We start from the raw sequence: 26,756 nt of genomic DNA, 5'->3' as shown, positions 1-26,756 counted from the left end.
CTACCCCGATTTGAAACCGCTATGTCGCCACATCAAAAGAGCAAATTCTTGCCTGTGATGTGGCTGCGATACTACGTCGATATGATTGATAAGGAGATGAAGTAATGAGGTGTACCCATTGCAATAAAGAACTCGATTTCGAAGAGGCTTACTATTACGAAAATTCCTGCGAACAATGCGAACGGCATTTCGAGTTAACTCAGAGTAAAAATAGCAGGATTAAATTAATCAGGATGAGATTTAAATTGTATCTCAGGAAGATTATTAACCGATTTAAATAAACCAAAAGCCAACCGGAGCGGATCATGAGATTCATCATTCGCGGAACGCCATCACCTAAAGAAAGGGAAATGGCGTTATTTGCTCTAAATAAACACAAAGAAAAATTTGGTAATTATGGTGTGACACGGAAAACTGTAACTTATGTGATTTTATCGGAAGGAAAGAAATATCGCATCGAAATAGCCAATAAGGATAAATCTTATGTCGCAACTGTCATCAATAAGAAACGCACCTTATCTAACCTTATATAAAAGTAAAAGTGATACCTATCCGTTAGATAGCCGCAAAGCTTGTGGATTTATGGATATATCGTATCCGACATTAAAAAAGTGGATAGATTCAGGTCGCTTGTCTGGTTCTCGCAAAGATCCATCAAAGCCAAAATCACCATGGCAATTCACAAGGGAAAATTGCATTGCCGCATTGAACTACAAAATGCACAATACACAAGAAAGTGTGATTTGTGCGGAAGAAGGAGATCGGAAATGTCAATCTTCCGTAGAGGTGAGTGCTGGTACGCAAGTTACTCATTCAATGGTAAAAGGGTTAAGGAATCGCTTGGCACAAAGGACAAAAAGCAAGCACAGGAGTTGCACGATAAAAGAAAGGCAGAGTTATGGCGTGTGAGTGTATTAGGAGAAACGCCAAAAGTGACATTCGAAGTGGCATGCACAAGATGGTTAGAGGAAAAGGCAAATAAAAAATCCCTCGATGACGACAAAACCAAAATAATTTTTTGGCTAGATCATTTCGAAGGAGTTTATTTGTCAGATATAGATGAATCCAGCATTTATAATGCCGTCAGTAAACTAACCAACCAGAAGCAAGCCGAGAACTGGGAAAAGCATGTGTCTGGTAAGAAGCGCAGGCAAGTAAAGAAAAAAATCTCGCCAGTATCTGTTGCAACAAAGGCTGCGTATCTGGCTTTTATCAAATCTCTATTGCGGTCGGCGGAACGCGATTGGAAGTATTTAGATAAAGCGCCAAATATCAAAGTACCAAAGCCAAAGAATAACAGGATCCGCTGGCTTGAACCATATGAGGCAAAGCGTTTGATCGACGAGTGCAGTGAGCCTTTAAAGGCTGTTGTTACTTTTGCCCTGGCTACTGGCCTGCGCCGTTCAAATATCGTTAACTTGGAATGGTCACAGATAGACATGCAAAGAAAGGTTGCATGGATACATCCAGATCAAACCAAATCAGGGAAGGCATTAGGTGTAGCATTAAATGATACAGCTTGTCATATTTTGAGGCAGCAGATAGGTAATCACCATAAATATGTGTTTGTTCACACCAAGGCAAAAAATAGGGCGGATGGAACTATGACGCCAACAGTGAGGAAAATGAGAGTGGATTCCAATACTTCATTTAGAACGGCTTTGAAACGTGCAGGGATAGAAAATTTTCGTTTTCACGACTTGAGGCATACGTGGGCAAGCTGGTTGATTCAAAAAAGAGTGCCACTTTCAGTGTTACAGGAAATGGGAGGCTGGGAATCAATTGAGATGGTGCGTAGATATGCGCATCTAGCACCTTCTCATTTGACAGAGCACGCACAACAAATTGATGCTCTATTTCACGATGAGGTCTCAAATATGTCCCACTCACATCTATCAGTGGTGGGACATACCGAGTAACTCATTGTCTTATATGGTGCCGGCTACCGGAGTCGAACTGGTGACCTACGGCTTAGAAGTCAGTTGCTCTACCAACTGAGCTAAGCCGGCGAAATTTGGCGGAAGGATAGAGATTCGAACTCTAGGATGGTTTCCCATCGGCGGTTTTCAAGACCGCTGCCTTCGACCGCTCGGCCATCCTTCCATGGCGCGAGATTATGCCTATATCGTTCTGATGTGTCTAGTCCCTGAAGGAAAAAAATCGTGTTTTTTTTACTGTTTGCTCAATCTTCGATCTGCAATGGTCTTTTTATTCTCTAACCTGCTAGTATTAGCATGATACAACGGCTTATTTGATTACGGGTTGATGTAGAATCAACCAAAAAATATATTCACACTAAAGGCAATTATTCAAAGAATGTATAAACAAGCATCTATCAAGCCATCCACTATTCCCCGTTTTTACGCGCTATTTGTTATTTTGCTTTTTACGTCTCTATTTTTATTCGGGTATAACTATTTTGATAGTTGGCTCACGGAGAAAAAATATGCTATTAGCAGCGTAACTGTTAAGATGAGATTGCAAATCGAAAATTATCGTTATCACGCCAATCATATCTTTGAGCAATCTAATATTCCGTCCTCTTCCTCCTCCTCTCAGGAGGCAACATCATTATTTAAATTGCGTCCCGATGTCCATTGGCTGGAAAGCCGTTATAAGACTGTCGATGCAATTATTTTTGGTCAGTACAATCATTCAAGTATTCAACTAGCTCAGCGGTTGTCTAACTATCTGGAAATTCTCTGGGGTTCCCGTAATGAATACGAATCTATGTATTATCTCAATGGTAAGGATAACAATTTACTTTTGGTAACGACTCATCCTATTTTAAAACCAGAAATCAGGTTTAAGGAGAGTTATCTGACCCTGACGTCTGAGGCCAAACGAACTGAAATGTTGGCTCAATCGATAGCGCTGGATGAAAAAGAAAGCATTTCAGCCATCAATGTGCTGCGTGGGGAGAATATTTATTTCTATACTTATAAAGCTGCATTCAATTTGCCTGGGCAATTAACTACCGTTATTGCCTTTGAACTGCCCATTAATAATCTTTTGCCGATTGATATGTCACCGGCAAACTTTCGCTTGAACTTGACCAACTCGCATGATGCCGAGGGCTCCAATAAAGTTGAGGTTTCACTGAACGGTTTTTGGCTAGAGTTCTCCCAGCATCTCAATGCCATGCCATATAAATTGGTTTATCAAGTCCCTCTGAAAGCACTGATTATAGATTTACTGATCAGGAATATCTGGCTCCTGCTCTCAATATTACTTTTCTCAATGTTCTCATTGAGTGGTTTGTTCTATATCCGCCGTAGATATATCACACCTAATGCTTCGATGGATCATGAGTTGAAAATTAAGGACTCTTTAGGTAATGATATCATTTCCAATATTCCTATCGGTTTGTTGATCTACGACTTTGCATCAAATCGGTTAATCACTAGCAATAAAATCGCAGAACAGCTGATACCTTATCTTGATTTGAATAAAGTTAAGGCGATGGCACAACAACATCATGGCGTCATTCAAACATCTATTGACGACGCGATTTATGAAGTCAAAATGTATAACAGCAATCTATTACCAGAGACATATCTCTTTCTGCTGCAAGATAGAGATCAGGAGGTCATGATAAATAGACGGCTCCAGCTTGCCAATCGAGAATATGATAAAACTGTTCAGGCCAGACGCTCAATGCTATCAAATATTAATAATGAAATAAAAATACCGATTCAGAGCTTAAATGAGATTGCTGTCCAACTGCAACAGAGATCACAAGATGAAAGCATGCAGAACTTGCTGGATAAGTTATTGGTTAAATCGGAATATATCACCAAATGGGTTGAAAACATTTCATTACTCAATGAGCTAGAGTCTGGTGACTGGCAGTCTGCTACTGAAATATTTTCTCTGTCTTCACGGTTGGAGCATATTCTGAAAGCTTCCCTGTCGACATTAAATGCCAAGGGATTGAAAACTTATTACCATTTTAATCTTCATCATGAATCTTTGTTCATTGGTGATGGTGTGGCAATAACTAAAATCATCTCGCTGTTATTTAATTACGCAATAGCGGCAACCAGTTATGGAAAAATATCACTGTCTATTAATAGTTCTGGTAAATATGACAATTACATTCAAATTGATCTCATTGATACCGGTTCAGGCCTTAGCGAAAAAGATTTAACCAGTTTGAATTATCCCTTCTTGAACAAGTCAGCAGAAGATAAGTATTATACGAACTCTGGGCTAACTTTTTATCTATGTAATCAATTGTGCAAAAAAATGGGAGGGAATTTTGAAATTAAAAGTAAGTTGGGTTTGGGTACACATTATGTCATCAACCTGCCTCTTTTGCAGCATAGTGATAACAATGGCGAAACGCCTCAGCTTTTGGAGGACGTGACGGCTTTAATTGATATCAGTAACCCTGAAATTAGTAAAATAATCCACAATTACTTGAATAATTATGGTGCGTCATACTTCGATAAAATCAAAGAGAATGTTACAGAAGAATACGATATTATCCTTACAGATATGCAGTACAAAGTAGAAAAACCAACTATATTATTAGTCGATGGTTTGGCTGACTTGAAGAAAATGAAACCTAAGCTGGTTCAGTGTAATTATAATTTTGTTGATGCGGTTATCAATGCAATATCGTTACTGGTTGAGGAAAATTTCAGTCTAGATGAATCTTGCTATGCTCTTGAAACCCCTAAATCAGAATGCAATATTGTCAACAGTGTTGACAATATTCTCAAGGATTACCAAACACAGTTGGCAGATAGTGATTATAGGAAATTATTTATAGAGACAGTACCGATGGATATTACTAAACTGTATACTGATATGGAACGACATGATTTGACATCACTTTCGCAAACGGTACACCGCCTTAAGGGTGCGTTTGCTATGTTAGATTTAAAATTGCTCAAATCATCATGTGAGGCGTTGGAACAACACATAGCAGACAATAATGAAATAGAAATCAAAAATAGCATCAGCCGTATTGATTCTTTTGTCACGAAGCTGTTGCAGCAAGGTAACCAATAATATGAATAACCTTAATGTCATTATTGCCGATGACCATCCCATTGTTTTGTTTGGCATCCGTAAATCACTCGAACAAATTGAGTGGATTAATGTTGTCGCTGAGTTTGAAAATTCAACGACACTCATTAACAATTTACCGCACATAGAAGCGGATGTTCTCATAACGGATTTGTCAATGCCAGGTGACAAATACGGTGATGGTATTACCCTGATAAAGTATATTAAACGGCATTACCCAACACTGGCTATTATTGTTCTCACTATGAACAATAATCCAGCTATTTTAAGCGCTGTGCTTGAACTTGATATTGAGGGAATTGTATTAAAGCAGGGAGCACCTACTGATTTGCCCAGAGCACTTTCTGCTTTGCAAAAGGGTAAAAAATTTACACCTGAAAGCGTTTCTAAATTGCTGGAAAAAGTCAATGCCAATGGTTATGGGGATAAACCCTTGTCTCCGAAAGAGAGTGAAGTACTGCGTTTATTTGCTGATGGTCTTCTTGTTACTGATATTGCTAAAAAACTTAATCGTAGTATTAAGACCATTAGCAGCCAGAAAAAATCAGCTATGCTAAAACTGGGTGTAGATAACGATATTGCGCTGCTTAATTATTTATCATCTGTCACTATTGAAAAAGATATTGGTAGATAATCAATATGTTATCTATTGGATAATAAAAAATCGGTAACAACAATTACCGATTTTTTATTATCCAATAGATAAATTAATTCAAGATTAAATATCACTGTATTCTATTAATGTATCCCTTAATATTGCCAATGAGACGGGTTTTGATAGACAGTGATCCATTCCAGCATCCGTACAACGTTGTTTTTCTTCTGCCAGGGCGTTGGCAGTGATGCCAATGATGGGGCTGGTATATCCTTTATCCCTCAGGTATTTTGTGAATTCATATCCGTCCATATTTGGCATATTCACGTCTGTCAGAATAATATCCGTTGAATTATTTTTCAGGTGCTCGATGGCATCAATACCATCATTCGCTGCGGCTGTTTTGAATCCTATTGTATTTAATTGTTCGATCAATAAGTGTCGGTTTAAAGGGTGATCATCAACAACCAAGATCTTAATGGTACTCAACCGGCTATCTGCCTGAATTGATGTTGACGTTGATATAGTGGCAGGAGAGACATGATTATTTTTTGATAGCAGTTTATCGATGACACTGTCAAGCTCGCTGAGTTGATAAGTGTTATGTAACCAATAATGTTCTCGAATTTGTTTTGGCGGCCCAATATGTTTTTCTGATATCTCTATGTAGTAACGTACAATAATGTCTAGTACATCAGGCTGGTCAATGATCACTAGTTCTGTGCCATCTATTTTATTTTTGTCATATAAGGCAATCTGAAAATAGTTCTTCGTAAGAAAATTCTGTAAATATTTTTCTAGATAGTCATTGCGAACAGCCAGTACGATTTTTTGTTGAGTACGATTCTTGGAATACTCTTTGGTATGATACTTTGCTCCATACAGTGGAAGGCGGATAGAAAAGATACTACCAATATGCTGTTGTGAAACAAATTCGATATCACCATCCATCAAATTGATCAATTTTTCACAAATCACTAATCCCAATCCAGTACCTTGCGAGAAGTTTTGTTTATTGGCGTTGATTTGAAAAAATGGTTCAAACAACTGAGTTTGTAATTTATCTTCGATTCCAAACCCGGTATCTTTGATACTGATATACAGGTAACTATGCTTTATCGAAATGGTAATGACAACACAGCCAGTTTCTGTGAATTTAATTGCATTATTCAGCAGATTGGAGATGATTTGCTGCAACCTTACGGGATCATTATTGATAATATCGGGAATGTTCGGTTCAATATAGCAGTATAATCCCAACTCTTTTTTCACAATGAGAGGAAGATAATTTGAGATCACATGCAATACGATTTCTTTACAAGAGAATTTCTTGGAATCAATTTTGAGCTGCTTAGATTCTATTTTGGAAAAATCGAGAATATCGCTGATGATTTTTAGTAACAATGATGATGCGTTATCCATTGCTGATAGCAGCCGTGCAGATTCTAATGGCAATGTATGAGATTGCAGCAGTTCCAGATTACCAATAATGCCATACAGTGGTGTTCTCAATTCATGGCTGACTGTTGCCAGAAACATGGATTTTGCCTGATTAGCCTGTTCTGCGGCTGACGCCATTTCCTGTAATGATTGTTCCATTTTTACCCGTGTACTGATATCTACTAGTACACAGATTGCTACTTCTTCATTTCGATAACGTGAATGTACAAAGCTAATTTGCAGGTGATTGTTGTTACTGGTGACAACATCGATATAGGTGCTGGTTTTATCGCAGATAATATCAACGATGCGTTTTTGATCTTCATATGTTAGCATTCGGGTGTAATTATGCGCCAGTTCGTTACTGAGAATATTGGCACCATCATTAATCCGTAAAATACTGATGCCAACTGGTGCAGAGGCAACAATTTTATGGTTAAATTGTTCATGCTCTTCAAGACGAATAGCATTGTCTTCAGCAGGGGCAAATATTTTACGTTCAAATAGCCAGACAAAGAAAATAATCAGGATCGCAGAAATAATATTCAATACGATACTGTTAATAATTGTTACCTTGAATTCATCATAGATATTTTTTAATGGCAATGAAAAAATAACGTTAAATGAAGAAGGAGCTAAGCGTCGTTTTAATAATAAATTGGTATAACCCTCGTCATAACCAAAATAAGGGGTCTGTATATTATAGTCAGCGTAACGAAGTTTATTATCATTCTTTACTGGATAATATAACTCAGGCTGATTATAGTGGTTTAGCATTGTGATAGAAATAGGTCGATTTCTTGTTTGTAGAAATGAATCTAACCTGATAGCTTGTTCGATACCTATCACTGCTGTCATTTGCCCATTAGTATAGATCGGCGCAAGAATATAAAAAGTACCACTGTCTGCTCTTGTGTTAGGCATGACCCAAAAGACATTCCGTTCTTTTCCTTGTTCTTTCAAAATGATTAGTTTACGGAAATTTTCGTAGACCATTTTCTTCAGTGTTTCAGGTTCTGTTATGGTACTGCGAACTGAAAAGCTCACCATACACATACTTTGTGTACCAACCAGAAAGATCTGATTCAGGCCTCGTGGAGCGGCAATATTATCTTTCCAAAATAAGATCAGGTTATTTAATGAGTCTAAATAATTATGTGTGCTTTTACGTAAGAGATCACAATCTGAATTCATATTCAGAGGAGTATATGAAAAAGCAGGGTTATTATACGGCAGAGTAATAGTTAGATCTTTTTCATTCTTTTGTGATAAATGTTTCTCCGTCATATGTTGGATATCCCGCAAGGTGTTGGTAGTATGCCGAATATAAGAGAACATTGTATCGTAGTTAGTGTTATATTCTTGACGAATGTCTGATTTGACTTCATTAAAAATATTTACCAGATAAAAGCTGGTTAATAAGGCGCCTAATGCCCACAGCATAAAGCCAAGCACCCGAAAAAGGTAACGGGATATCTTTAGTGACGTTTGAAAAGAAGATAGATATCTCAAAAGGTCGCCTGATGAAAAACATGATTAATAATAACTATTCACAGCATATACTAGTGTAGCAGGGAATACAAAGCAGCATTTGGTTCTTGTAAGTTCTTTGTAAAAAAATTGCACAAAAAAAGCAGGCATTAAAATACCTGCTTTATTAATAGTTTTATAGAATAGTCAAGGAAAGGTATATGTTATACCTGATCTTCTGACTCGCTATTCCCTTCATCAGAAGGAGACGTTATATTATTTTCTTCGTCTTCATCTTCATCAGGTTCAGCAACACGCTGCAAACCAACGACCTTTTCATCTTCTGCTGTACGGATCAAAGTAACACCCTGCGTGTTACGGCCAACAACGCTGACTTCAGAAACACGGGTACGTACTAGTGTTCCCGCATCGGTGATCATCATAATCTGATCAGTGGGTTCAACCTGAATTGCACCGATAACATTACCGTTGCGCTCGCTGACCTTGATAGAAATGACCCCTTGAGTCGCACGGGATTTAGTCGGATATTCGCTCTGAGCAGTACGTTTGCCGTAGCCATTTTCGGTGACAGTCAGAATTTCTCCTTCTCCACGAGGGATGATCAGAGAGACGACTTTATCACCTGCACTCAGTTTGATACCACGAACCCCTGCCGCTGTACGTCCCATTGCACGCACACCTTTCACACGGATAGTACCGTCTTCCAGAGTCTCTTCATCTTCTTCGAGGAAGCGAACGACTTTACCCTTCGCAGAGAACAGCATGACTTCGTTGCTGCCATCAGTCAGGTCAACACCGATCAATTCATCACCGTCATTTAGTTTTACCGCGATAATACCGGCACTACGTGGACGACTGAATTCACTGAGTTTAGTCTTCTTAACAGTTCCACTGGCGGTTGCCATGAAGATATTCAGCCCATCTTCATATTCACGTACTGGCAAGATGGCTGTAATGCGTTCTTCTTGCTCCAGTGGCAGTAGGTTGACAATCGGACGCCCACGCGCGCCACGGCTTGCTTCCGGCAACTGGTAGACTTTCATCCAGTACATCTTACCTTTGTTTGAAAAACAGAGGATAGTATCGTGTGTATTGGCGACCAGTAAACGCTCAAGGAAGTCTTCTTCTTTGATACGTGCTGCTGATTTGCCTTTGCCGCCACGACGCTGGGCTTCGTAATCAGACAATGGCTGATATTTCACATATCCCTGATGAGACAGCGTTACCACAACATCTTCCTGATTGATCAGGTCTTCAATATTGATATCCGCTGAGTTTTCAGTGAGTTCAGTACGGCGGGCATCGTTATATTGATCTTTGATGGCCAGTAGTTCTTCACGAATGACTTCTCTTAAACGTTCTGGGTTTTCCAGAATGAAAAGCAATTCGCCGATTAATTTCAGCAGTTCACGATATTCATCGAGCAGTTTTTCATGCTCCAGACCGGTCAGTTTCTGCAAGCGCAGATCCAAAATGGCCTGTGCCTGCTGTTCGGTCAGGTAATATTTGCCGTCATGAATGCCATATTCCGGCTCCAGCCATTCAGGGCGTGCAGCATCATCACCAGCCTGTTCCAGCATTGCTGCAACATTACCCAGTTCCCACGCTTGGGCAATCAGATTTGCTTTGGCTTCGGCAGGGGTTGATGCCCGACGGATCAATTCGATGGCAGAATCGATATTGACCAGTGCGATAGCCAGTGCTTCAAGGATATGTGCACGATCGCGGGCTTTACGCAGTTCAAAGATAGTCCGGCGGGTAACGACTTCACGGCGATGGTTGATAAACGCGGAAAGAATATCTTTCAGGTTAAGCAGCTTAGGCTGACCCTGATGCAGAGCAACCATGTTGATACCGAATGAAACCTGCAACTGCGTGAGTGAATATAGGTTATTCAGGACAACCTCAGCCACGGCATCGCGTTTCACTTCGATAACAATACGCATCCCATCTTTATCGGATTCATCACGCAGTGCGCTGATTCCTTCAATGCGCTTATCTTTCACCAGCTCGGCGATTTTTTCGATCAACCGGGCCTTGTTTATTTGATAGGGGATTTCATTGACGATAATGGTTTCGCGGCCATTTTTTTCGTCAGTTTCAATTTTTGCGCGGGCGCGAATATAAATTTTACCGCGGCCGGTGCGATAGGCTTCCAGAATTCCGCTGCGCCCATTGATAATGGCCGCTGTCGGGAAATCAGGCCCTGGGATGTATTCCATCAGGCCTTCTATACTGATGTTTTCATCATCAATATAAGCCAGACAGCCATCAATCACCTCAGATAAGTTATGAGGAGGAATGTTGGTTGCCATACCAACTGCAATCCCTGATGAGCCATTCACCAGAAGATTGGGGATACGGGTTGGCATCACTACGGGGATCTGTTCTGTACCATCATAGTTAGGCACAAAATCGACAGTTTCTTTTTCCAGATCTGCCAGCAATTCATGAGCAATTTTCGCCATGCGTATTTCGGTATAACGCATCGCAGCTGCAGAATCGCCGTCCACTGACCCAAAGTTCCCCTGACCGTCAACCAGCATATAACGCATGGAGAAGGGTTGTGCCAGACGTACAATCGTGTCATAAACAGCGCTGTCGCCATGCGGGTGATATTTACCGATCACATCCCCAACAACACGGGCTGATTTTTTATAGGATTTATTCCAATCATTTCCCAATACATTCATCGCAAAAAGTACGCGGCGGTGTACTGGCTTCAGTCCATCTCGAACATCCGGCAGTGCGCGTCCAACAATAACGGACATCGCATAATCCAGATATGAGCTTTTCAGCTCTTCTTCGATATTGACCGGTGTGATTTCTCTGGCAATGTCGCTCATGGAGCCACTATCCCTCATACTCCGAATTCAAAGGCTTAAATTATACCACAAATTGACAGTTTTATAAAAACCAGATGCGGGTATTTCAAGATTAAGGCATGTATAATACCCTCTTATCACACATCCCCATAATACTGTTACACTTTCTGTGGAGCAGTTTTCTATGAAGCAGTTCCTAGGAGCGATATCGCTGATGAACGTCAAAATCCCCGATTCACACATCCCGTCTCACCCCAATGTGGATCAACAGGAAATCGAAAAATTTGAAGCCGTTGCTTCCCGCTGGTGGGATCTTGAAGGTGAGTTCAAGCCATTGCACCGGATTAACCCACTGCGTTTGAACTATATCCTGCAACGTGCCGGAGGTCTTTTCGGCAAAAAAGTGCTGGATGTTGGGTGTGGCGGTGGGATTCTGTCAGAAAGCATGGCGCGTGAAGGTGCGGATGTGACGGGGCTGGACATGGGGTTTGAACCTTTGCAGGTCGCCCGATTGCATGCACTGGAATCCGATACTTCTGTCACTTATGTGCAGGAAACGGTAGAAAGCCATGCTGAACAGCATCTGCATTCTTATGATGTTGTGACGTGCATGGAGATGCTCGAACATGTGCCAGATCCTGAATCCGTGATTCGCGCCTGTGCCAAATTGGTCAAACCGGGCGGCCATGTTTTCTTCTCAACGATTAATCGTAATCGTAAAGCCTGGCTAATGGCTGTCATTGGTGCTGAGTATATTTTGAACATGGTGCCAAAAGGGACGCATGATGCGAAAAAATTTATTCGCCCTTCTGAACTGATTGGTTGGGTAGATAAGACTCCTCTGAAAGATCAGCATATTATTGGGTTACATTACAACCCGCTGACAGACAAATTTCGACATGGACACAATGTAGACGTGAACTACATGCTTCATACTCAATCGGTTTAAACGTGACAGTTAAGGGATTAATAAAACGGCAAATAGATATTATTTTTAAGATTTTATTTCCCCCGTTTCGCCGATAGTTTTGTGAAAGTAACATCAAGTAACTACGCAGGTTATCGGCTTTTCGGCAAAATTAATCCTCAAGTTATCCACAAAACTTCCCCGTTTTGTGCACTTGAAAAAATGCGGATTTAACAGTATCTTGTTATTACCGTTTTAATTACCCCCTATATATTGTGTTTCTCGACGTTCCGTTGCTACTAATTCCCGATTGGCCTTTAGCCATTTCGGGTACATCGTGCTGTCAATATGTCAATGTCAAGAAAGGCGATAAAGGCGAGATACGATAAAGAGAAGGTGTATTTCCCCATGAACCAGAGTCTGCTAGTAACCAAGCGTGATGGACATAAAGAACAAATTGATCTGGAGAAGATCCACAGGGTCGTTGCCTGGGCTGCCGAAGGTCTGAAAAATGTCTCAGTGTCACAAGTAGAACTGCGTTCTCAGATTCAATTTTACGATGGCATCAAAACAGCCGATATCCATGAAACCATGATCAAGGCAGCGGCTGATTTGATTTCTGGCGATGCGCCTGATTATCAGTATCTGGCGGCTCGTTTGGCCATCTTCCATCTGCGCAAAAAGGCTTACGGTCAGTTCGAACCACCTGCTCTGCATGATCATGTTGTACGAATGGTGAATTTAGGCAAATACGACAAGCATTTGCTGGAAGACTATTCCAAAGAAGAATTCGAGCAAATGGACAGTTTTATTGACCATTTGCGTGATATGGATTTCTCCTATGCAGCCGTTAAGCAGCTTGAAGGGAAATATCTGGCACAGAACCGTGTTACCGGTGAAATTTATGAAAGTGCCCAATTTCTCTACATTCTGGTTGCAGCGTGCCTATTTTCCACTTATCCAAAAGAAACGCGCCTGAGCTACATCCGTCGTTTTTACGATGCGGTTTCGACGTTTAAAATTTCGCTGCCAACGCCAATCATGGCGGGGGTTCGCACACCAACTCGCCAGTTCAGCTCCTGCGTTCTGATTGAGTGTGGTGACAGCCTTGACTCTATCAATGCAACATCCAGTGCGATTGTAAAATACGTTTCCCAGCGAGCGGGCATTGGTGTGAATGCAGGCCGCATCCGTGCTTTGGGTAGCCCAATCCGTGATGGTGAAGCTTTCCATACGGGCTGTATTCCATTCTATAAACACTTCCAGACAGCCGTGAAATCCTGTTCGCAGGGGGGGGTTCGTGGTGGTGCAGCGACTTTGTTCTATCCGCTGTGGCATTTGGAAGTAGAAAGCTTGCTGGTACTGAAAAACAACCGTGGTGTTGAAGGTAACCGCGTGCGCCATATGGATTATGGTGTGCAGCTCAATAAATTGATGTATGAACGCCTGATCAAAGGGGAAGACATTACTCTGTTCAGCCCATCTGATGTTCCAGGGCTGTATGATGCTTTCTTTGCGGATCAAGATGAATTTGAGCGTCTGTACACTCAGTACGAAAATGACGTCACTATCCGTAAAGAACGCATTAAAGCAGTGGAGCTGTTCTCACTGATGATGCAGGAGCGTGCTTCAACCGGCCGTATTTACATCCAGAACGTTGACCATTGTAATACACACAGCCCATTTGATCCGGCGGTTGCACCTGTGCGTCAGTCAAACTTATGTTTGGAAATTGCACTGCCAACCAAGCCAATGAATAATATCAACGATGAAAATGGTGAGATTGCCCTGTGTACATTGTCTGCTTTCAACCTGGGTGCCATTAATAATCTGACGGAACTGGAAGAATTAGCGGAATTGGCTGTTCGTGCACTGGACTCCTTGTTGGATTATCAAGATTACCCAATCATCGCGGCTAAACAGGGCTCAATGGGGCGCCGTACGCTGGGCATTGGTGTGATTAACTTCGCTTATTACCTGGCGAAAAACGGTGTCCGTTATTCTGATAGTAGTGCCAATAACCTGACACACAAAACATTTGAAGCCATTCAGTATTACCTGCTGAAAGCCTCGAATGGGCTGGCGAAAGAGAAGGGTGCTTGCCCGTGGTTTGGTGAAACCACTTATGCACAGGGTATCCTGCCAATTGATACTTACAAAAAAACACTGGATACATTGACCCGCGAACCTCTGCATATGGATTGGGAAGCCCTGCGTAATGACATCCGGCAGCATGGCCTGCGTAACTCAACATTGTCAGCATTGATGCCGTCAGAGACGTCTTCGCAGATCTCCAATGCGACCAATGGTATCGAGCCACCACGCGGCTATATCAGTATCAAGGCATCAAAAGATGGCATCTTGCGTCAGGTTGTACCGGAATATAACCGTCTGAAAGGGGCTTATGAGTTGCTGTGGCAAATGCCTGGTACCGATGGCTATCTACAGCTGGTGGGGATCATGCAGAAATTCATCGACCAATCGATTTCTGCCAATACTAACTATGATCCTGCTCGTTTCCCGAACGGCAAAGTTCCGATGAATCAGTTGCTGAAAGATTTACTGCTCGCTTACAAATATGGCGTGAAAACACTGTATTACCACAACACTCGTGATGGAGCGGAAGATGTTCAGGGTGATCTGGAAGAAGTCGTTGAGTCTGCTGATTCCGATTGTGACGGCGGCGCGTGTAAAATTTGATTTGAGGAAGTTATGTCCTATACCACTTTTTCACAAGTAAAAAATGATCAACTACAGGAGCCGATGTTTTTCGGCCAGCCTGTGAACGTAGCGCGTTATGATCAGCAGAAATATCCTATTTTTGAGAAGCTGATTGAAAAACAGCTTTCGTTCTTCTGGCGTCCCGAGGAAGTTGATGTTTCCCGTGATCGCATTGACTACAATGCATTGCCGGATCATGAAAAACACATTTTTATCAGCAATCTGAAATATCAAACGCTGTTGGATTCCATTCAGGGCCGTAGTCCGAATGTGGCATTCCTGCCGCTGATTTCCATTCCAGAATTGGAAACTTGGGTTGAAACATGGTCGTTTTCAGAAACGATTCATTCGCGTTCCTATACGCATATTATCCGTAATATCGTCAATGATCCTGCCGTTGTATTTGACGATATTGTAGCCAACGAGCAGATCTTAAAACGTGCCAAAGATATTTCGGGGTATTACGACGTTCTGATCGAAATGACTAACTACTATCATCAGCTGGGCGAAGGTACATACAATGTGGCGGGTAAAAACATTACAGTTAGCCTGCGCGCATTGAAAAAACAGCTTTACCTGTGTTTGATGAGTGTTAACGCTCTGGAAGCTATTCGTTTCTACGTCAGTTTTGCGTGTTCATTCGCTTTTGCGGAACGCGAATTGATGGAAGGGAATGCCAAAATCATCAAACTGATTGCGCGTGATGAAGCTCTGCATTTAACGGGAACCCAGCATATGCTGAACTTACTGCGCTCTGGTCAGGATGACCCTGAAATGGCAGAAATTGCCAGAGAGTGTGAACAGCAGTGTTACGATCTGTTTGTGCTGGCGGCTGAACAAGAAAAGGAGTGGGCAGATTATCTGTTCAAAGATGGCTCCATGATTGGTCTGAACAAAGAGATTCTGTGCCAGTATGTCGAATATATCACTAATATCCGCATGCAGGCAGTGGGTTTGAAGCTGCCATTTGAAGCTCGCTCCAACCCAATACCATGGATCAATGCATGGCTGGTTTCTGATAATGTTCAGGTGGCTCCACAGGAAGTCGAAGTCAGCTCTTACTTAGTCGGTCAGATTGATTCGGAAGTCAATGCTGAGGATCTCAGCGGTTTCGAACTCTGATATGGCTGATTACAAAGTTACCCTGCCGTCACGGCAGGGTTTATCCGTCCATTATTCTTCTGGTTTCCACCGTAACCTACTGGAAGCCTTGGAACAAGGCAGAGTACAGCTTGAATACCAATGTCGTCAGGGATATTGTGGTTCCTGCCGGGTTCGTTTGGTGAAAGGAAAGGTTGGCTATCCCTGCAAGCCATTGGCATTTGTTAATGAGGGTGAGATCTTACCTTGTAGTTGCCATCCACTCACTGATATTGAAATCGAACCGTGATCTTCCTTTAATTGACGGTCTCTATCGCAATTTTATATTCTTTAATTAAAAATTATTTTCATAAAGAGTGATTTTTTATGAAATCATAATATATAGAATCCTAAATATTAATCTATTATTAATAGAATACTTTATAAAAAAATAAAAAATTCACACACTATGATACTTATAAAAATACTCTGATTTATTATTTCAGTATAAAAGCATATGTACTATATTTTAATCATCAGGGTATTATATTACAATAAGTTCATCGTTTTACTATCTTCCAGCGCTATAGGGATTAATATATTTTAAGACAGCACTTGTTGAGATGATTTTATTTTGTTCCTTTTACTAAGAGATGAGGTCTTTATTCTTTAGTGAAGAAATGAAATCATTGTTGATATTAAATTAGAAAAACTATTTTTCATAATTTAATTTAGGTTCTTTACATTATTTTTTTCATAAAATGGATGGTGAAAATATAGAAAGACGTTAATATAGCGTGATATAAATAATGGAAAATTATTCTTACATAAGCAATGGCAAGTTCTTTCGAAAACGCGATACGCCTACCAGTACGAATGATAATGCATGAGATAGAATCCATGAGAAGTTTACATTTTGACGACTGAATCACACATATGGCTTTGTTTAATTGTAGAAAATGAGCGGGCAGAATACTTTTAAGGGGGGTATAAATTACATTTTTATATATTTGGTTGCTTTATCTATTTTGATAATGCATATAAATTAATAGACACAATGATGATTTTACAGCCATATACTGATTTAAATGGGTTTTCTTAAGTTAATTTTTGTTTTTCAGTGGGTTGGGTGTTTCAATTTCATTGTCAATTTTTTATCTGAGTTTTTAATGAATGGTTTAGTCAACCTAAACAGCGGTTTGTCAAACTTTAATATTTGATTAATTTTGTGATCTGGTTTATCTATTTTTGGTACTATTAATTGTAAATATTATCAGGAGCTTTAAATGGGTAAGCTATCGTGTTTCCCAGTTATGGTGATGGTAATAGCAATGCTGATATGCAATATTGCTGAAGCCAAGTCACCCTATGATGGCGATTATTTGTGCAAAATAAATAAAGAATTGAACGATGTGACTATCAAGAATGGGGGGATGTACTTTTTCCCGACTAACCTTGATACGGCCAGAGTTTCCTATAGAGATGAGAGTTTTACTATTTATGAAACAAGGCCAGAAGTGTTCATGAGTCCTAAATTAACCCCGATTACAAAATTTGGTATCTTAAACAAAAAGGAACTCACGGAAATGGGGGAAAACACATTGATATATGGAGGAGAGGGGCGTGGTCTGGGCTATTTTAGGCCAAGTCAAAACGAATTTTTCATTTCTAAGATAAAGATTCCTAATGTGAAGGGGGCTTATATCCTGTCTCTTGAAAATTGTGTTAAGCAGTTGTGAATTATTCAAAGAGTAGCCCCGAAGGGGCTTCTTCCTGATCTGATACCGTCAGAGGAATCAGGATATTGTGTCAAAGCAAGAAAAGCTTTGTAGGGCTAAAAAAGTTTACATTTGGTAAGGCGCAATTTATTTTTGGTTTTTGAATGATCCTATCTTTCCTATCTGTGATGATAAAGTCACTCGATTAGTGCTTTATGGTGTCATAAGAGAAGACATGATGCATACCATTACACTACTCCAATAGTCTATTCCATTGTTGGCCTATGCTCGGACAACAGTGATAGCTTTTAAACACACTTTGGTGAAGCCAGAAGGGTAAGCGGATTGAATCATCCTCACGTGCTAATTCCTAATAAGCTATGAAATTGGTATGGTTGAATTAAAACCGGGAAAACATGTATTAGAAACATCAGATGGTAAGAAGCAACCTTTCCTAGTTTATTCAAAAAATCAAGGAGGAATTATCAATCCAAACAGAGAATTATATTATACTTACAATATGGTGTACGCTATTGAAAACCATGAAAATAAGTTTTCACCACAAAATACAGAAGTTGTCATTGATGGTGTGACGCTGTATTTATTGATAACAATGTTTTTCGGTGTACATATCCAATTGGAACACCATTTCCAGAAGAAATTGTAATTTATGATAAAAAAAAGCAAAGGAAATATTAAAAGTAAATGCTTTAGAAAAAAAGAGTTTATTGATTTTTATGAACAAGAATCAGGAGAGGCACTACATTCTGAACACGATTCATTAAATAGTAATGATAATTCTGTGACAGATGAATTTGATTATCGTATTCCAACAGTGGATTTATCAAATCCTGAATTGCAAAAACGAGCACAAAATTATATTGCATTATTAAATGAATATGTAAAGGCTGATAATAATAAGAAACAAGAAAAAATACGTGAGCAGTACACTAAATTAATAATGAATGATACTAATGTTCGTTATGATAAAATTGATTCTGAAGAACGAGTTAAATACGATAATTTTTCCCGTAAGGTCAATCGTATTATAATGGCCGGTATTTTAGCAAAATAGGTATTTATTGTGATGATTAATGGTGTGATATTATGCCATTAATCATTTTCTTAAAAAATAAATAATTGCTTATTGTTCAGATTAAGCTAAAAATATAGATACTCACTTGATTTATTTGTTTTAATAATTAATATACTTTCAATGATGTAAATTGAATATAATTATGTGTTACAAAATGGATAATAATCTTTCCTATCTGCTTCTTATCAACTTTTTAATCTTAAGATATTTCTTAAAATTACAAAGAAAGTAATAATAAAACATTTTCTTTGTAAACAACAAGTTAAGGTTAATAGTGTTATATATAGTCGGATAGTGTGGGCAATTCAGTAAATGTTTTAATAGGGCTGTTACCATATAATTATTTGAATTTAAAATAAAATTTAATTTTTTGGGTGTGGATTGACGTTTTTATTTTATTGTTGAATTTATAATATGTCTCTTGTATATTTCGCGGGATTTAATTTTTTGAGAGAATGAGAATATTAACTTATGAAAAAAACGTTATTAACAGCTGTTATTGCTACAGGATTATCTATTTTTGCTTTCGGTGCTAATGCCAGTATTCGGTGCTAATGCCAGTAGTAGTGGTAAAAGTACTATCTCTTTGGGGTATGCTCAGAGCAGTGCTAATGCCAATGGTATTAAAGTATTTAAGAGCGATGGTACTGAATGGAATACAAAACAACATGGATTGAATTTGAAATATCGTTATGAGTTAGATGACCATTTTGGTGTGGTTGGCTCATTGACCTATACGCTCAATAGATTTGAAAATGATCATGCTGGAAACGTCACCAAATTTAAGTCGGATAGTTACTCCTTATTGGCTGGGCCATCATATCGTTTTAATGATTATATTAGCGCATATGGAATGATTGGTGCTGCCCACAATAAAATTAAGATACAAGGTGATAGTGAGTTTGACATAAGCAAGACATCACTTGCTTATGGTGCCGGTTTACAATTCAACCCCATTGAAAATATTGCAGTTGATGCATCGTACCAATATTCAAAATTTAATGATATCAAAGTTGGAACATGGGTACTGGGTATAGGATATCGTTTCTGATTTATTTTAACTTATACTATTTATTTTATTTATTATTTGATGCTTAATTTATAGAGATATTTTTCAAATATCATTTAATAAAATTATTATAGCCTGAACTCTTTAAATCATAGGGCTCAGGCTTTTTTATATATTTGGATTGTAATTATAAATTACGAAAATCCATTAAATTAATATGATTACCTCGCTTTTCAGGTAAATGTTTAAATTAATTTTAAAGATATATTTTATATCAGTTATTCATCCTATTAAAATATTACTTGAGTGATAATCTAAATCAACCTTTATTTATTTCTTATGTACTGGATGTATCTATATTTAGATGTGTAGTTATCACGGTGATATCTATGGGGAGGTTTTTTGGCGTTTTGGTTGAATTGCAGTCAATTTGAGGGGGCTGGATAATGCCATGAAAAAATAGTTTATAAAAAAGCCAGCTCTTGCTTTTGAACCGGCTATCTCCATCTCTATACTAACAAACGCTTACATAAAGCGAGTTGTTGACAGGCGGATAACGACGTTATGTACGTTTGAGAGGAAAGATTTTACAGATTTCATGATGATTTCCTTTAGGGTTATAAATTGTGACACACTTCACGAAAATATAAATTCTGAAGGAGATTTTATGCTCAAAATAAAAAGAGTCAAGGCATTTATTAAAATATTTTTTTAAAATTTAAAATATTTTTACATTTAGGTGTAACTCATTGAAAATATTTATTTAATTGTTTTTTTGTGTTTTTTTGTGTTTTTTATGTTGTCATATTGGTTTGCTTTTGTTCTGTAATTGTTTTTCTTTTGGTTTTCACACAGATAGTGGAGTAATCTCACTGGTTTTTCTAAGCTAGCTATACTTTACTCAACATTTAACGAGTGTTTTTTCTGAAAAATTTAACTTAACGATGAACTCAAGTAGCTGGAGATAACTAATGGAAATCAGTGAAAATGGCATTAATAAGATAAAAAGTTATGAAGGTTTGAGATTGCACGCATATCCTGATCCTGCCACAGGTGCTGAACCATGGACAATTGGGTATGGGCATACAAAAGGAGTGAAGCCAGAACAAATAATTACAGAGCAACAGGCTGAAACATTTTTGCATGAAGATCTGATACCAATTTATGCTGAGATTCAAAGAATTGTGAAGGTTCCTTTAACACAGGGGCAGTTTGATGCTTTATGCTCGTTTATTTTTAATTTAGGAGTAGGTAATTTTATTCATTCAACGTTGCTGAAAAAGTTGAATTTGGCTGATTATCAAGGTGCTGCTGAGGAGTTTTTGAAATGGGATAGGGCGGATGGACGTGTATTAGCCGATTTGCGTGTTCGAAGAGCATCTGAGCAGAAAATGTTTATGTCATAACACGATGTTGATAAGACCTTATTACGAAATGCAAAAAATATTAATTGCTGGATTCGACTAATAAGTACAATTTTTCAGAATGGCGGTCAGTTGCTATAGTAAGGGTTTTTAACACAGCTCCGTTCTAAGAATAGTAAATAAAATGGTTTATTATGATAATGTTTAAATCTGAACAATAAATTCGGGCTTATCAAGCCCGAATAAAAAATATGGATTAAATATGTGGTGGTGTATTTTGTAATACGACACGATAGCCATCAATATCTTCGAATGTTTTTCCGGTTCGATCCCAATAAGGATTATAAGAGGGGACAAGAGAAAAACCGGCTTCTTGCATCAATTGGCTCTGTTTCTGCCACTCAGACTCATCTTCGATATAAAAAACCAATAAACTATCTTGTGTCGGTGCTTTACCAACAGATGTATTGTGGTGGTGAGTAAATTCGAGATGCTAAGAATGATTGGGATGCCCTAACATAACACCATCAAAATTATCATGATCTCTGAATTCACCTAATAGAGTAAATTGTAATCCTTTGCAATACATATCTTTGATTATAGACAAATTGTCTGTTGGTCTGGCAATCCTAAGGACAGGTGTTGTTTTCATTTTTTTATAGGGTTTGATTTAAAACTGAATCTTATCAGTTAATATTTTAAATTGATTAGATAAATGTGCTAGCGAGCAACTAGCACATATTTTTTATCACCTTAATTTTATTGAGGAAATAATATTAAACCTAAAATATTATTTTATATCAGCATCAATGACTTGATAAAAAGCATTATCAGTATCTGCAATTGTCCAAACACCGAGAATGACATGGTACCCGGAACGTTCTGGAACCTCACATGTAATTGAGACATTTTGAGCCGGAAGTTTCCCATGATCATCACGTTCACAGAACGGTTTTAGATCAAATTGCGCACGAGTGAGTGGTTTGTTGGAGTCCCAACCAGGTTTAGTAATAAAAAATTGCCATGAGGCAGTACTATGTCTGGCGGTTAGCGTCCACTTAAAGTTGTTTTGGCCTTTGTTGACTGTGACGTGATGCCAGCGCTGAGCGCTTTGTTCGTTTAGAGGACTGAACTGGCCAACGCCACCGCTGGCAATTTGACCATCAGGTGGCCCTGATTCCGGGAAACCTTTAGGCCCTTCAACAGATTGCGGTTCATACATGATATTTCCGCAGTCTTTGTTGGTACGCTGATAACATAAAAAAGCTCTACTGGGCGGGGAATCTACATATCCATGGCGAGATACGGGGTCAGCAGTACTAGAGAATGGGATTGCACCAAAAGTAGTCAATCCCACTAAAAGTAATGACTTTTTAATGTTCATGATGAATTTCCTATGTTGTTCCGTATTTGACTGTTAAATAAGTAAATTTATCTATAGTTATTATCTTAATTTGACGTATAAGAGTATTAATTGACTTCTTATTGTGGAGCATATAAATGTTTATAACAAACTTAGTAAGTTATAAATACTTAATTTATGATAGAGGTATGCCAGAAAAATATATTAATTAATCTATTCAAAAAGTTCGTTTCTGATAGCTTTGGAACAGATTGTTAGATAGGAGGAATCCTATTTTTTATAGGGTAATTAAAATATAAAAAAACCTCCCTGCAATAGGGAGGATAAGAGCGAAATGAGAAGCAAATGAGGGTGTACAAAAATAAGATATTTAAGTACACACAAATAAAATAGACTTAAATGGCGGAATATTCAATAAACAGACATTAAACAAATCTTAAAGCCAAGAGCGTATCAGGGCGGGATTCCACTTTAAGATCGATTCTTTTATAGCCAAAAAACGTATCTCTACGTAAAATTTTCACCATCTTATCCAAGAAATCACATCATATTTTACGTACAAGCTCCTAAAGATTAATTTTTAAGCAAAGTAAAATCCCGCCCTGAAGAGCGTATCCCAGTAGATATTTATTGTTGATGTCAGTTTGAACAACGCACAGGTTCAAAATGGCAAATAAAATAGCTTAATGGGATAGGTTCTGAGTATGCTCTCGTATTGGTGGGGGTTCTATCGCATTAACAAAGAAAGTACGAGTTGATGCGGTTACAGGCATTCTGTCTTGTAACCGCTTATTTTTGCCCGGAACCAGCGCCTAAGTGGCATGAAACAGTACGTTGGGGCTAGGAGCCTCTGCAATGGTCACTCGGCCATTTCCGCAATCTGCTTGTTATGACTATTTTGCTGACTTATTTTTTGCTCAATATGCCGTACCACATAGGCAGCATCCTGATCGATCCCCAGAAACCGCCCAGAGCCCCATGTATGTAACCACGGCAAACCAATAAACGTGACATCCGGATCAATGGTAATACCCCGATCATGTTTTGGATAACCATTGGCTTGAAAAATATCTAAATCAATCCATGAATAATCCGGCCTAAAACCTATACACCAAATCACGGAAGTAATATTTGCTTTTGCTAAATTAATGTGTGTGATTTCCTGTTCTGGCTGCCAAACAGGCTGATATACCGATACAGGCTCATCAGTCTCAATGTTGTTTTTAGCTAAATATTCATCAATAGAGGCATTAATCCGATTATAAGTAGCATCGGCACTATCCAGATTTTCTGATAAATCTGGCCTGAACCAGAGTTGACCCTCTTTATAGTCATCAAAACGGCCAAGCAACTGCATACCTTCTAAAGCAAATTTACGCAGATCAATATCATGTCCGCCGTCACGGCCTGTAACATAGTGGTTGGTACTGTTACGTATTTCTTCACTATAGCGATGATCTTTCGCAGTCGTTTTGTAATGGCCCATATCAAACAGCCACTTCACCACATCTTTGCCGCGATAGAACCGGGAACAACGTGGGGCATCACCTGTCGATAAATAGACTTTTTTGCTTGCCAGATGTAAGTCTTCGGCAATTTGTGCTCCAGACTGTCCTGACCCGACCACCAACACCGCACCTTCAGGCAGTTGATCTGCATTCAAATATTCTTCCGAATGCATTACTTTTATATTCTCAGGCAAAACATCGCTTAATTTTGGATAAATCGGGGTGTGATACCCGCCTGCTGCGACTACAAGCTGTTTGGCTGTGGTTGTGCCGTAATTAGTTTTAATGACAAACTTATATGCTGCCTCTTTTTCCACATGTTCTACCTGAATGTTTAAAATGGCAGGTGGATTGAGTTTTTCAATAAATTCATCAAGATATTCCACGATTTCGTGCTTTTTCATAAATCCGTCGGGATCTTGCCTTTGATAAGGATGTTCAGGCAACAGGCACTGCCAGTTCGGTGTCACCAAGGTAAAATTATCCCAACGTTTACGGCGCCAGCTATGGGTCAACTCAGATTCTTTTTCCAACACCACATGATCAATACCTGCTTTTTGCAAATAGTGACTGATGCATAAACCTGCCTGACCACCACCAACAATCACCACATCATAATTTGGCTGTAATATTTGATTTTGGATATTTAACATAGAACATCCCTCTCATTTATGCGTCATTTCAATAACTGTAATTTGATCTTCCGGACTGAGTTCGAACAGTTTGGCTTGGTGTTGAATCATTGCCAGATTGTCCATAGCTGAACTACAGCCAAAGCCATAACATGCCCGTACTCTTTCTGATGCGGCATACAGACCATCTTCAACCTGATGCAAAAACTGCGTACTCGGGTAACACTGGCCAATGGACAAATATTCATAAATCACGGTTGAGGGTGAGTAATATTGAGTTTGTTCTCCATTGGACCACTTCACAGTAAAATTCACACTGGGCATAACATAGGCTCCTACTGGCTTTCAGGCTCAATCTATAACGGGTTGAACCTATAATTTTTTTAAACTGATTTTTTTAATCAAATGCTTTCAATTAAATGTTTTCAAGACATTGGCATAACAAAAACCGGTAAATACTTGGTTGTTAAAATCCCAAAATATGCCGTGTTGCTGTTGTTGCTGCACTGTAACCACACCACTGACATTGGTTTCAGCAATCACTGTGCAGGCAATGTCCTGACTGTGAAACAGTTTGATAATTTCTTCACATTTATCGACATTGGCAGTCAGTAAAAAACCAAAGCTGGGAAAAATTTGCAGCCATTTAGACCAGTCCACATCATCAGGTTTAGGCATGGCATCCAGGTTGATATGAGCCCCCGAGGCTGTAGCTTCGAGCAACATCAACAAACTGCCTAAAATGCCGGCATTGCTGATATCACGGGCTGCATGAACCAAAGCTGCTTCCGCCAATTGCGGCAACAAGGCAATTTGTGACTGTAAAACGCAGTCAGATACATGCTCAAAGCATTTCCAATAAGTGGTATTGGGGTGGAATTGTCCTTGCAGATTTAAAGCCATCAGGATTTTTTGTTGTGGTTTGACATGCAGCACTGAAAGCAATTTTCGCGCCGTGCCTTGAATCGCAACCGATAAGGCGGGCTGATAAACTGTACCAAGATTGGTATGCCCACCGACCAATGGCACACCATAAGCACGACAAGCATCCTGCATGCCTTGCATTAACAACTGTGCCTGTTTGCTGTTGGTATGCCAAAGACTGTTCACCACTGACAACGCCCGACCGCCCATGGCTGCAATATCACTAATATTCGCCATGACTGCCGACCATCCTGCAAAATAAGGATGATTGGCCACAAAATTTGGCAACATACCTTCACAGGCGTGCAATACATACTGACCATTCAATGGCAGTGCTGCCGCATCATCCCCAGGGTAAGCATATAAGCTATCCAATGAATCAACATGGCAGGTTGTATTGGCTGAAATACTGGATGCAATCGCCTGCTTGGACTGCATGGCGGGTGTGTGTCTCAATATTTCGAGTAATTGATTGAGTTCCATCATTGCGTCTCCTTCTGCATATAGGTTTGCATCGGGATATACTGCAATGGATAGTTTTCAATCTGTGCCTGCATTAACACATGTGGAATGTTGGCAACGGTCAACTGACACAAACTATCCCAACACAATCTTTGGAAGTAGTGTTCATTTTGACTTTGCACGGTGGCTAAAAAAGTACGGCATCCCAAGTTTTTGGCGGTCGATACCGCTGCATTGATTAACGCTTTACCAATGGTATGGTGACGTCGGTATAGAGGTTCTACACATAAACGCCCGCCATACCACGTCTGTTCGCCATCGGGGAAAATCCGGACTGCGCCAATCACACGGTCATGCTCACCAGCCATTTTTCCAATGGCAACAATACCTAATGCTTTAACATCGTACTCGTCACGATCTTCTTTCAAGATTTTCTGTTCATCACGAAAGGTCACTTCACGCAAACGATAATATTGGCGGCGTTCCCAATCTTCCGACACCATTTTGATGGCAATGTCATCGCTAATAAATTGTTTCAGCTCTTCATTTAGCCCAAGCAGCCAAGAATAACGAGAAAGTTCCAT

General features: G+C 39.3%; 20 protein-coding genes, 2 tRNA genes and 1 pseudogene. 13 read left to right on the top strand and 10 right to left on the bottom strand.

The window, feature by feature from the left end; all coding sequences use genetic code 11:
- Window positions 1-305 precede the first annotated feature (305 nt).
- Window positions 306-533 (top strand): DUF4060 family protein, encoded by a 228-nt coding sequence (locus NXS07_RS10485; protein ID WP_258086706.1) that lies wholly within the window; start codon window positions 306-308, stop codon window positions 531-533.
- Window positions 534-767: 234 nt separating this feature from the next.
- Window positions 768-1,919: a tyrosine-type recombinase/integrase gene (locus NXS07_RS10480; RefSeq protein WP_258086705.1), complete on the top strand. Its 1,152-nt coding sequence runs from the start codon at window positions 768-770 to the stop codon at window positions 1,917-1,919.
- 14 nt (window positions 1,920-1,933) lie between these two features.
- Here NXS07_RS10480 and NXS07_RS10475 read toward each other — a convergent pair.
- Both NXS07_RS10475 and NXS07_RS10470 read right to left on the bottom strand, forming a co-directional pair.
- Window positions 1,934-2,009: transfer RNA gene (locus NXS07_RS10475), tRNA-Arg, on the bottom strand.
- Between the two features lie 6 nt (window positions 2,010-2,015).
- Window positions 2,016-2,103, bottom strand: a tRNA-Ser gene (locus tag NXS07_RS10470).
- 213 nt (window positions 2,104-2,316) lie between these two features.
- On the opposite strand from NXS07_RS10470, the gene rcsD reads away from it, so the two are divergent.
- Both rcsD and rcsB read left to right on the top strand, forming a co-directional pair.
- Entirely contained in the window at window positions 2,317-5,019 is a 2,703-nt protein-coding gene (gene rcsD / locus NXS07_RS10465) for a phosphotransferase RcsD (protein WP_258086704.1), read from the top strand.
- 1 nt (window position 5,020) lies between these two features.
- On the top strand, window positions 5,021-5,671 hold the full coding sequence (gene rcsB, locus NXS07_RS10460) for a response regulator transcription factor RcsB (protein WP_012987314.1): 651 nt from the start codon (window positions 5,021-5,023) through the stop codon (window positions 5,669-5,671).
- A gap of 84 nt (window positions 5,672-5,755) precedes the next feature.
- Here rcsB and rcsC read toward each other — a convergent pair whose 3' ends face one another.
- Both rcsC and gyrA read right to left on the bottom strand, forming a co-directional pair.
- Window positions 5,756-8,584, bottom strand: coding sequence for a two-component system sensor histidine kinase RcsC (gene rcsC / locus NXS07_RS10455; RefSeq protein ID WP_071827805.1), 2,829 nt, complete (start codon window positions 8,582-8,584; stop codon window positions 5,756-5,758).
- Between the two features lie 182 nt (window positions 8,585-8,766).
- Window positions 8,767-11,409 (bottom strand): DNA topoisomerase (ATP-hydrolyzing) subunit A, encoded by a 2,643-nt coding sequence (gene gyrA / locus NXS07_RS10450; RefSeq protein ID WP_038209399.1) that lies wholly within the window; start codon window positions 11,407-11,409, stop codon window positions 8,767-8,769.
- A gap of 193 nt (window positions 11,410-11,602) precedes the next feature.
- Between gyrA and ubiG the strand changes: the two genes are divergently transcribed.
- The 9 genes from ubiG to NXS07_RS10405 all read left to right on the top strand — a co-directional run bounded on the left by ubiG (window position 11,603) and on the right by NXS07_RS10405 (window position 21,325).
- Window positions 11,603-12,337 (top strand): bifunctional 2-polyprenyl-6-hydroxyphenol methylase/3-demethylubiquinol 3-O-methyltransferase UbiG, encoded by a 735-nt coding sequence (ubiG, locus tag NXS07_RS10445; protein WP_258086707.1) that lies wholly within the window; start codon window positions 11,603-11,605, stop codon window positions 12,335-12,337.
- Between the two features lie 366 nt (window positions 12,338-12,703).
- A complete protein-coding gene (gene nrdA, locus NXS07_RS10440; protein WP_038224470.1) occupies window positions 12,704-14,995 on the top strand; it encodes a class 1a ribonucleoside-diphosphate reductase subunit alpha in 2,292 nt (763 codons plus the stop codon).
- A 12-nt stretch (window positions 14,996-15,007) separates the two neighbouring features.
- Entirely contained in the window at window positions 15,008-16,138 is a 1,131-nt protein-coding gene (nrdB, locus tag NXS07_RS10435; RefSeq protein ID WP_038195346.1) for a class Ia ribonucleoside-diphosphate reductase subunit beta, read from the top strand.
- Between the two features lies 1 nt (window position 16,139).
- Window positions 16,140-16,406 (top strand): class I ribonucleotide reductase maintenance protein YfaE, encoded by a 267-nt coding sequence (gene yfaE, locus NXS07_RS10430; RefSeq protein WP_038209393.1) that lies wholly within the window; start codon window positions 16,140-16,142, stop codon window positions 16,404-16,406.
- Window positions 16,407-17,382: 976 nt separating this feature from the next.
- Complete coding sequence (locus NXS07_RS10425; protein ID WP_038209391.1) at window positions 17,383-17,835, top strand: hypothetical protein; 453 nt, start codon at window positions 17,383-17,385, stop codon at window positions 17,833-17,835.
- A gap of 370 nt (window positions 17,836-18,205) precedes the next feature.
- Complete coding sequence (locus tag NXS07_RS10420) at window positions 18,206-18,481, top strand: hypothetical protein (protein WP_051863096.1); 276 nt, start codon at window positions 18,206-18,208, stop codon at window positions 18,479-18,481.
- A 3-nt stretch (window positions 18,482-18,484) separates the two neighbouring features.
- Entirely contained in the window at window positions 18,485-18,889 is a 405-nt protein-coding gene (locus tag NXS07_RS10415; protein WP_051870510.1) for a hypothetical protein, read from the top strand.
- Window positions 18,890-19,445: 556 nt separating this feature from the next.
- Window positions 19,446-19,961 (top strand): Ail/Lom family outer membrane beta-barrel protein, encoded by a 516-nt coding sequence (locus NXS07_RS10410; protein ID WP_308686603.1) that lies wholly within the window; start codon window positions 19,446-19,448, stop codon window positions 19,959-19,961.
- A 929-nt stretch (window positions 19,962-20,890) separates the two neighbouring features.
- Window positions 20,891-21,325 (top strand): lysozyme, encoded by a 435-nt coding sequence (locus NXS07_RS10405; RefSeq protein WP_038224468.1) that lies wholly within the window; start codon window positions 20,891-20,893, stop codon window positions 21,323-21,325.
- Between the two features lie 214 nt (window positions 21,326-21,539).
- Here the strand turns inward: NXS07_RS10405 and NXS07_RS10400 are convergent.
- The 6 genes and pseudogenes from NXS07_RS10400 to NXS07_RS10375 all read right to left on the bottom strand — a co-directional run bounded on the left by NXS07_RS10400 (window position 21,540) and on the right by NXS07_RS10375 (window position 26,756).
- Window positions 21,540-21,935: pseudogene (locus NXS07_RS10400) on the bottom strand (VOC family protein).
- Window positions 21,936-22,073: 138 nt separating this feature from the next.
- On the bottom strand, window positions 22,074-22,667 hold the full coding sequence (locus tag NXS07_RS10395) for a lytic polysaccharide monooxygenase (RefSeq protein ID WP_038195336.1): 594 nt from the start codon (window positions 22,665-22,667) through the stop codon (window positions 22,074-22,076).
- Window positions 22,668-23,505: 838 nt separating this feature from the next.
- The gene (locus tag NXS07_RS10390; RefSeq protein ID WP_038224466.1) at window positions 23,506-24,807 is read right to left on the bottom strand and encodes an MSMEG_0569 family flavin-dependent oxidoreductase; all 1,302 of its coding nucleotides are present in this window, start codon (window positions 24,805-24,807) and stop codon (window positions 23,506-23,508) included.
- A 12-nt stretch (window positions 24,808-24,819) separates the two neighbouring features.
- The gene (locus NXS07_RS10385) at window positions 24,820-25,110 is read right to left on the bottom strand and encodes an MSMEG_0570 family nitrogen starvation response protein (protein WP_038214773.1); all 291 of its coding nucleotides are present in this window, start codon (window positions 25,108-25,110) and stop codon (window positions 24,820-24,822) included.
- Window positions 25,111-25,197: 87 nt separating this feature from the next.
- Window positions 25,198-26,196, bottom strand: a complete 999-nt coding sequence (locus NXS07_RS10380; protein WP_258086703.1) for a sll0787 family AIR synthase-like protein — start codon at window positions 26,194-26,196, stop codon at window positions 25,198-25,200.
- The gene (locus NXS07_RS10375; protein ID WP_038181201.1) at window positions 26,193-26,756 is read right to left on the bottom strand and encodes an MSMEG_0567/Sll0786 family nitrogen starvation N-acetyltransferase; all 564 of its coding nucleotides are present in this window, start codon (window positions 26,754-26,756) and stop codon (window positions 26,193-26,195) included. Before NXS07_RS10375 ends, NXS07_RS10380 begins: the two co-directional genes overlap by 4 nt.

This window comes from Xenorhabdus bovienii (assembly GCF_024721015.1).
GTDB classification, from domain to species: domain Bacteria; phylum Pseudomonadota; class Gammaproteobacteria; order Enterobacterales; family Enterobacteriaceae; genus Xenorhabdus; species Xenorhabdus bovienii.
This window is presented reverse-complemented; position numbering and strand designations above follow the sequence as displayed.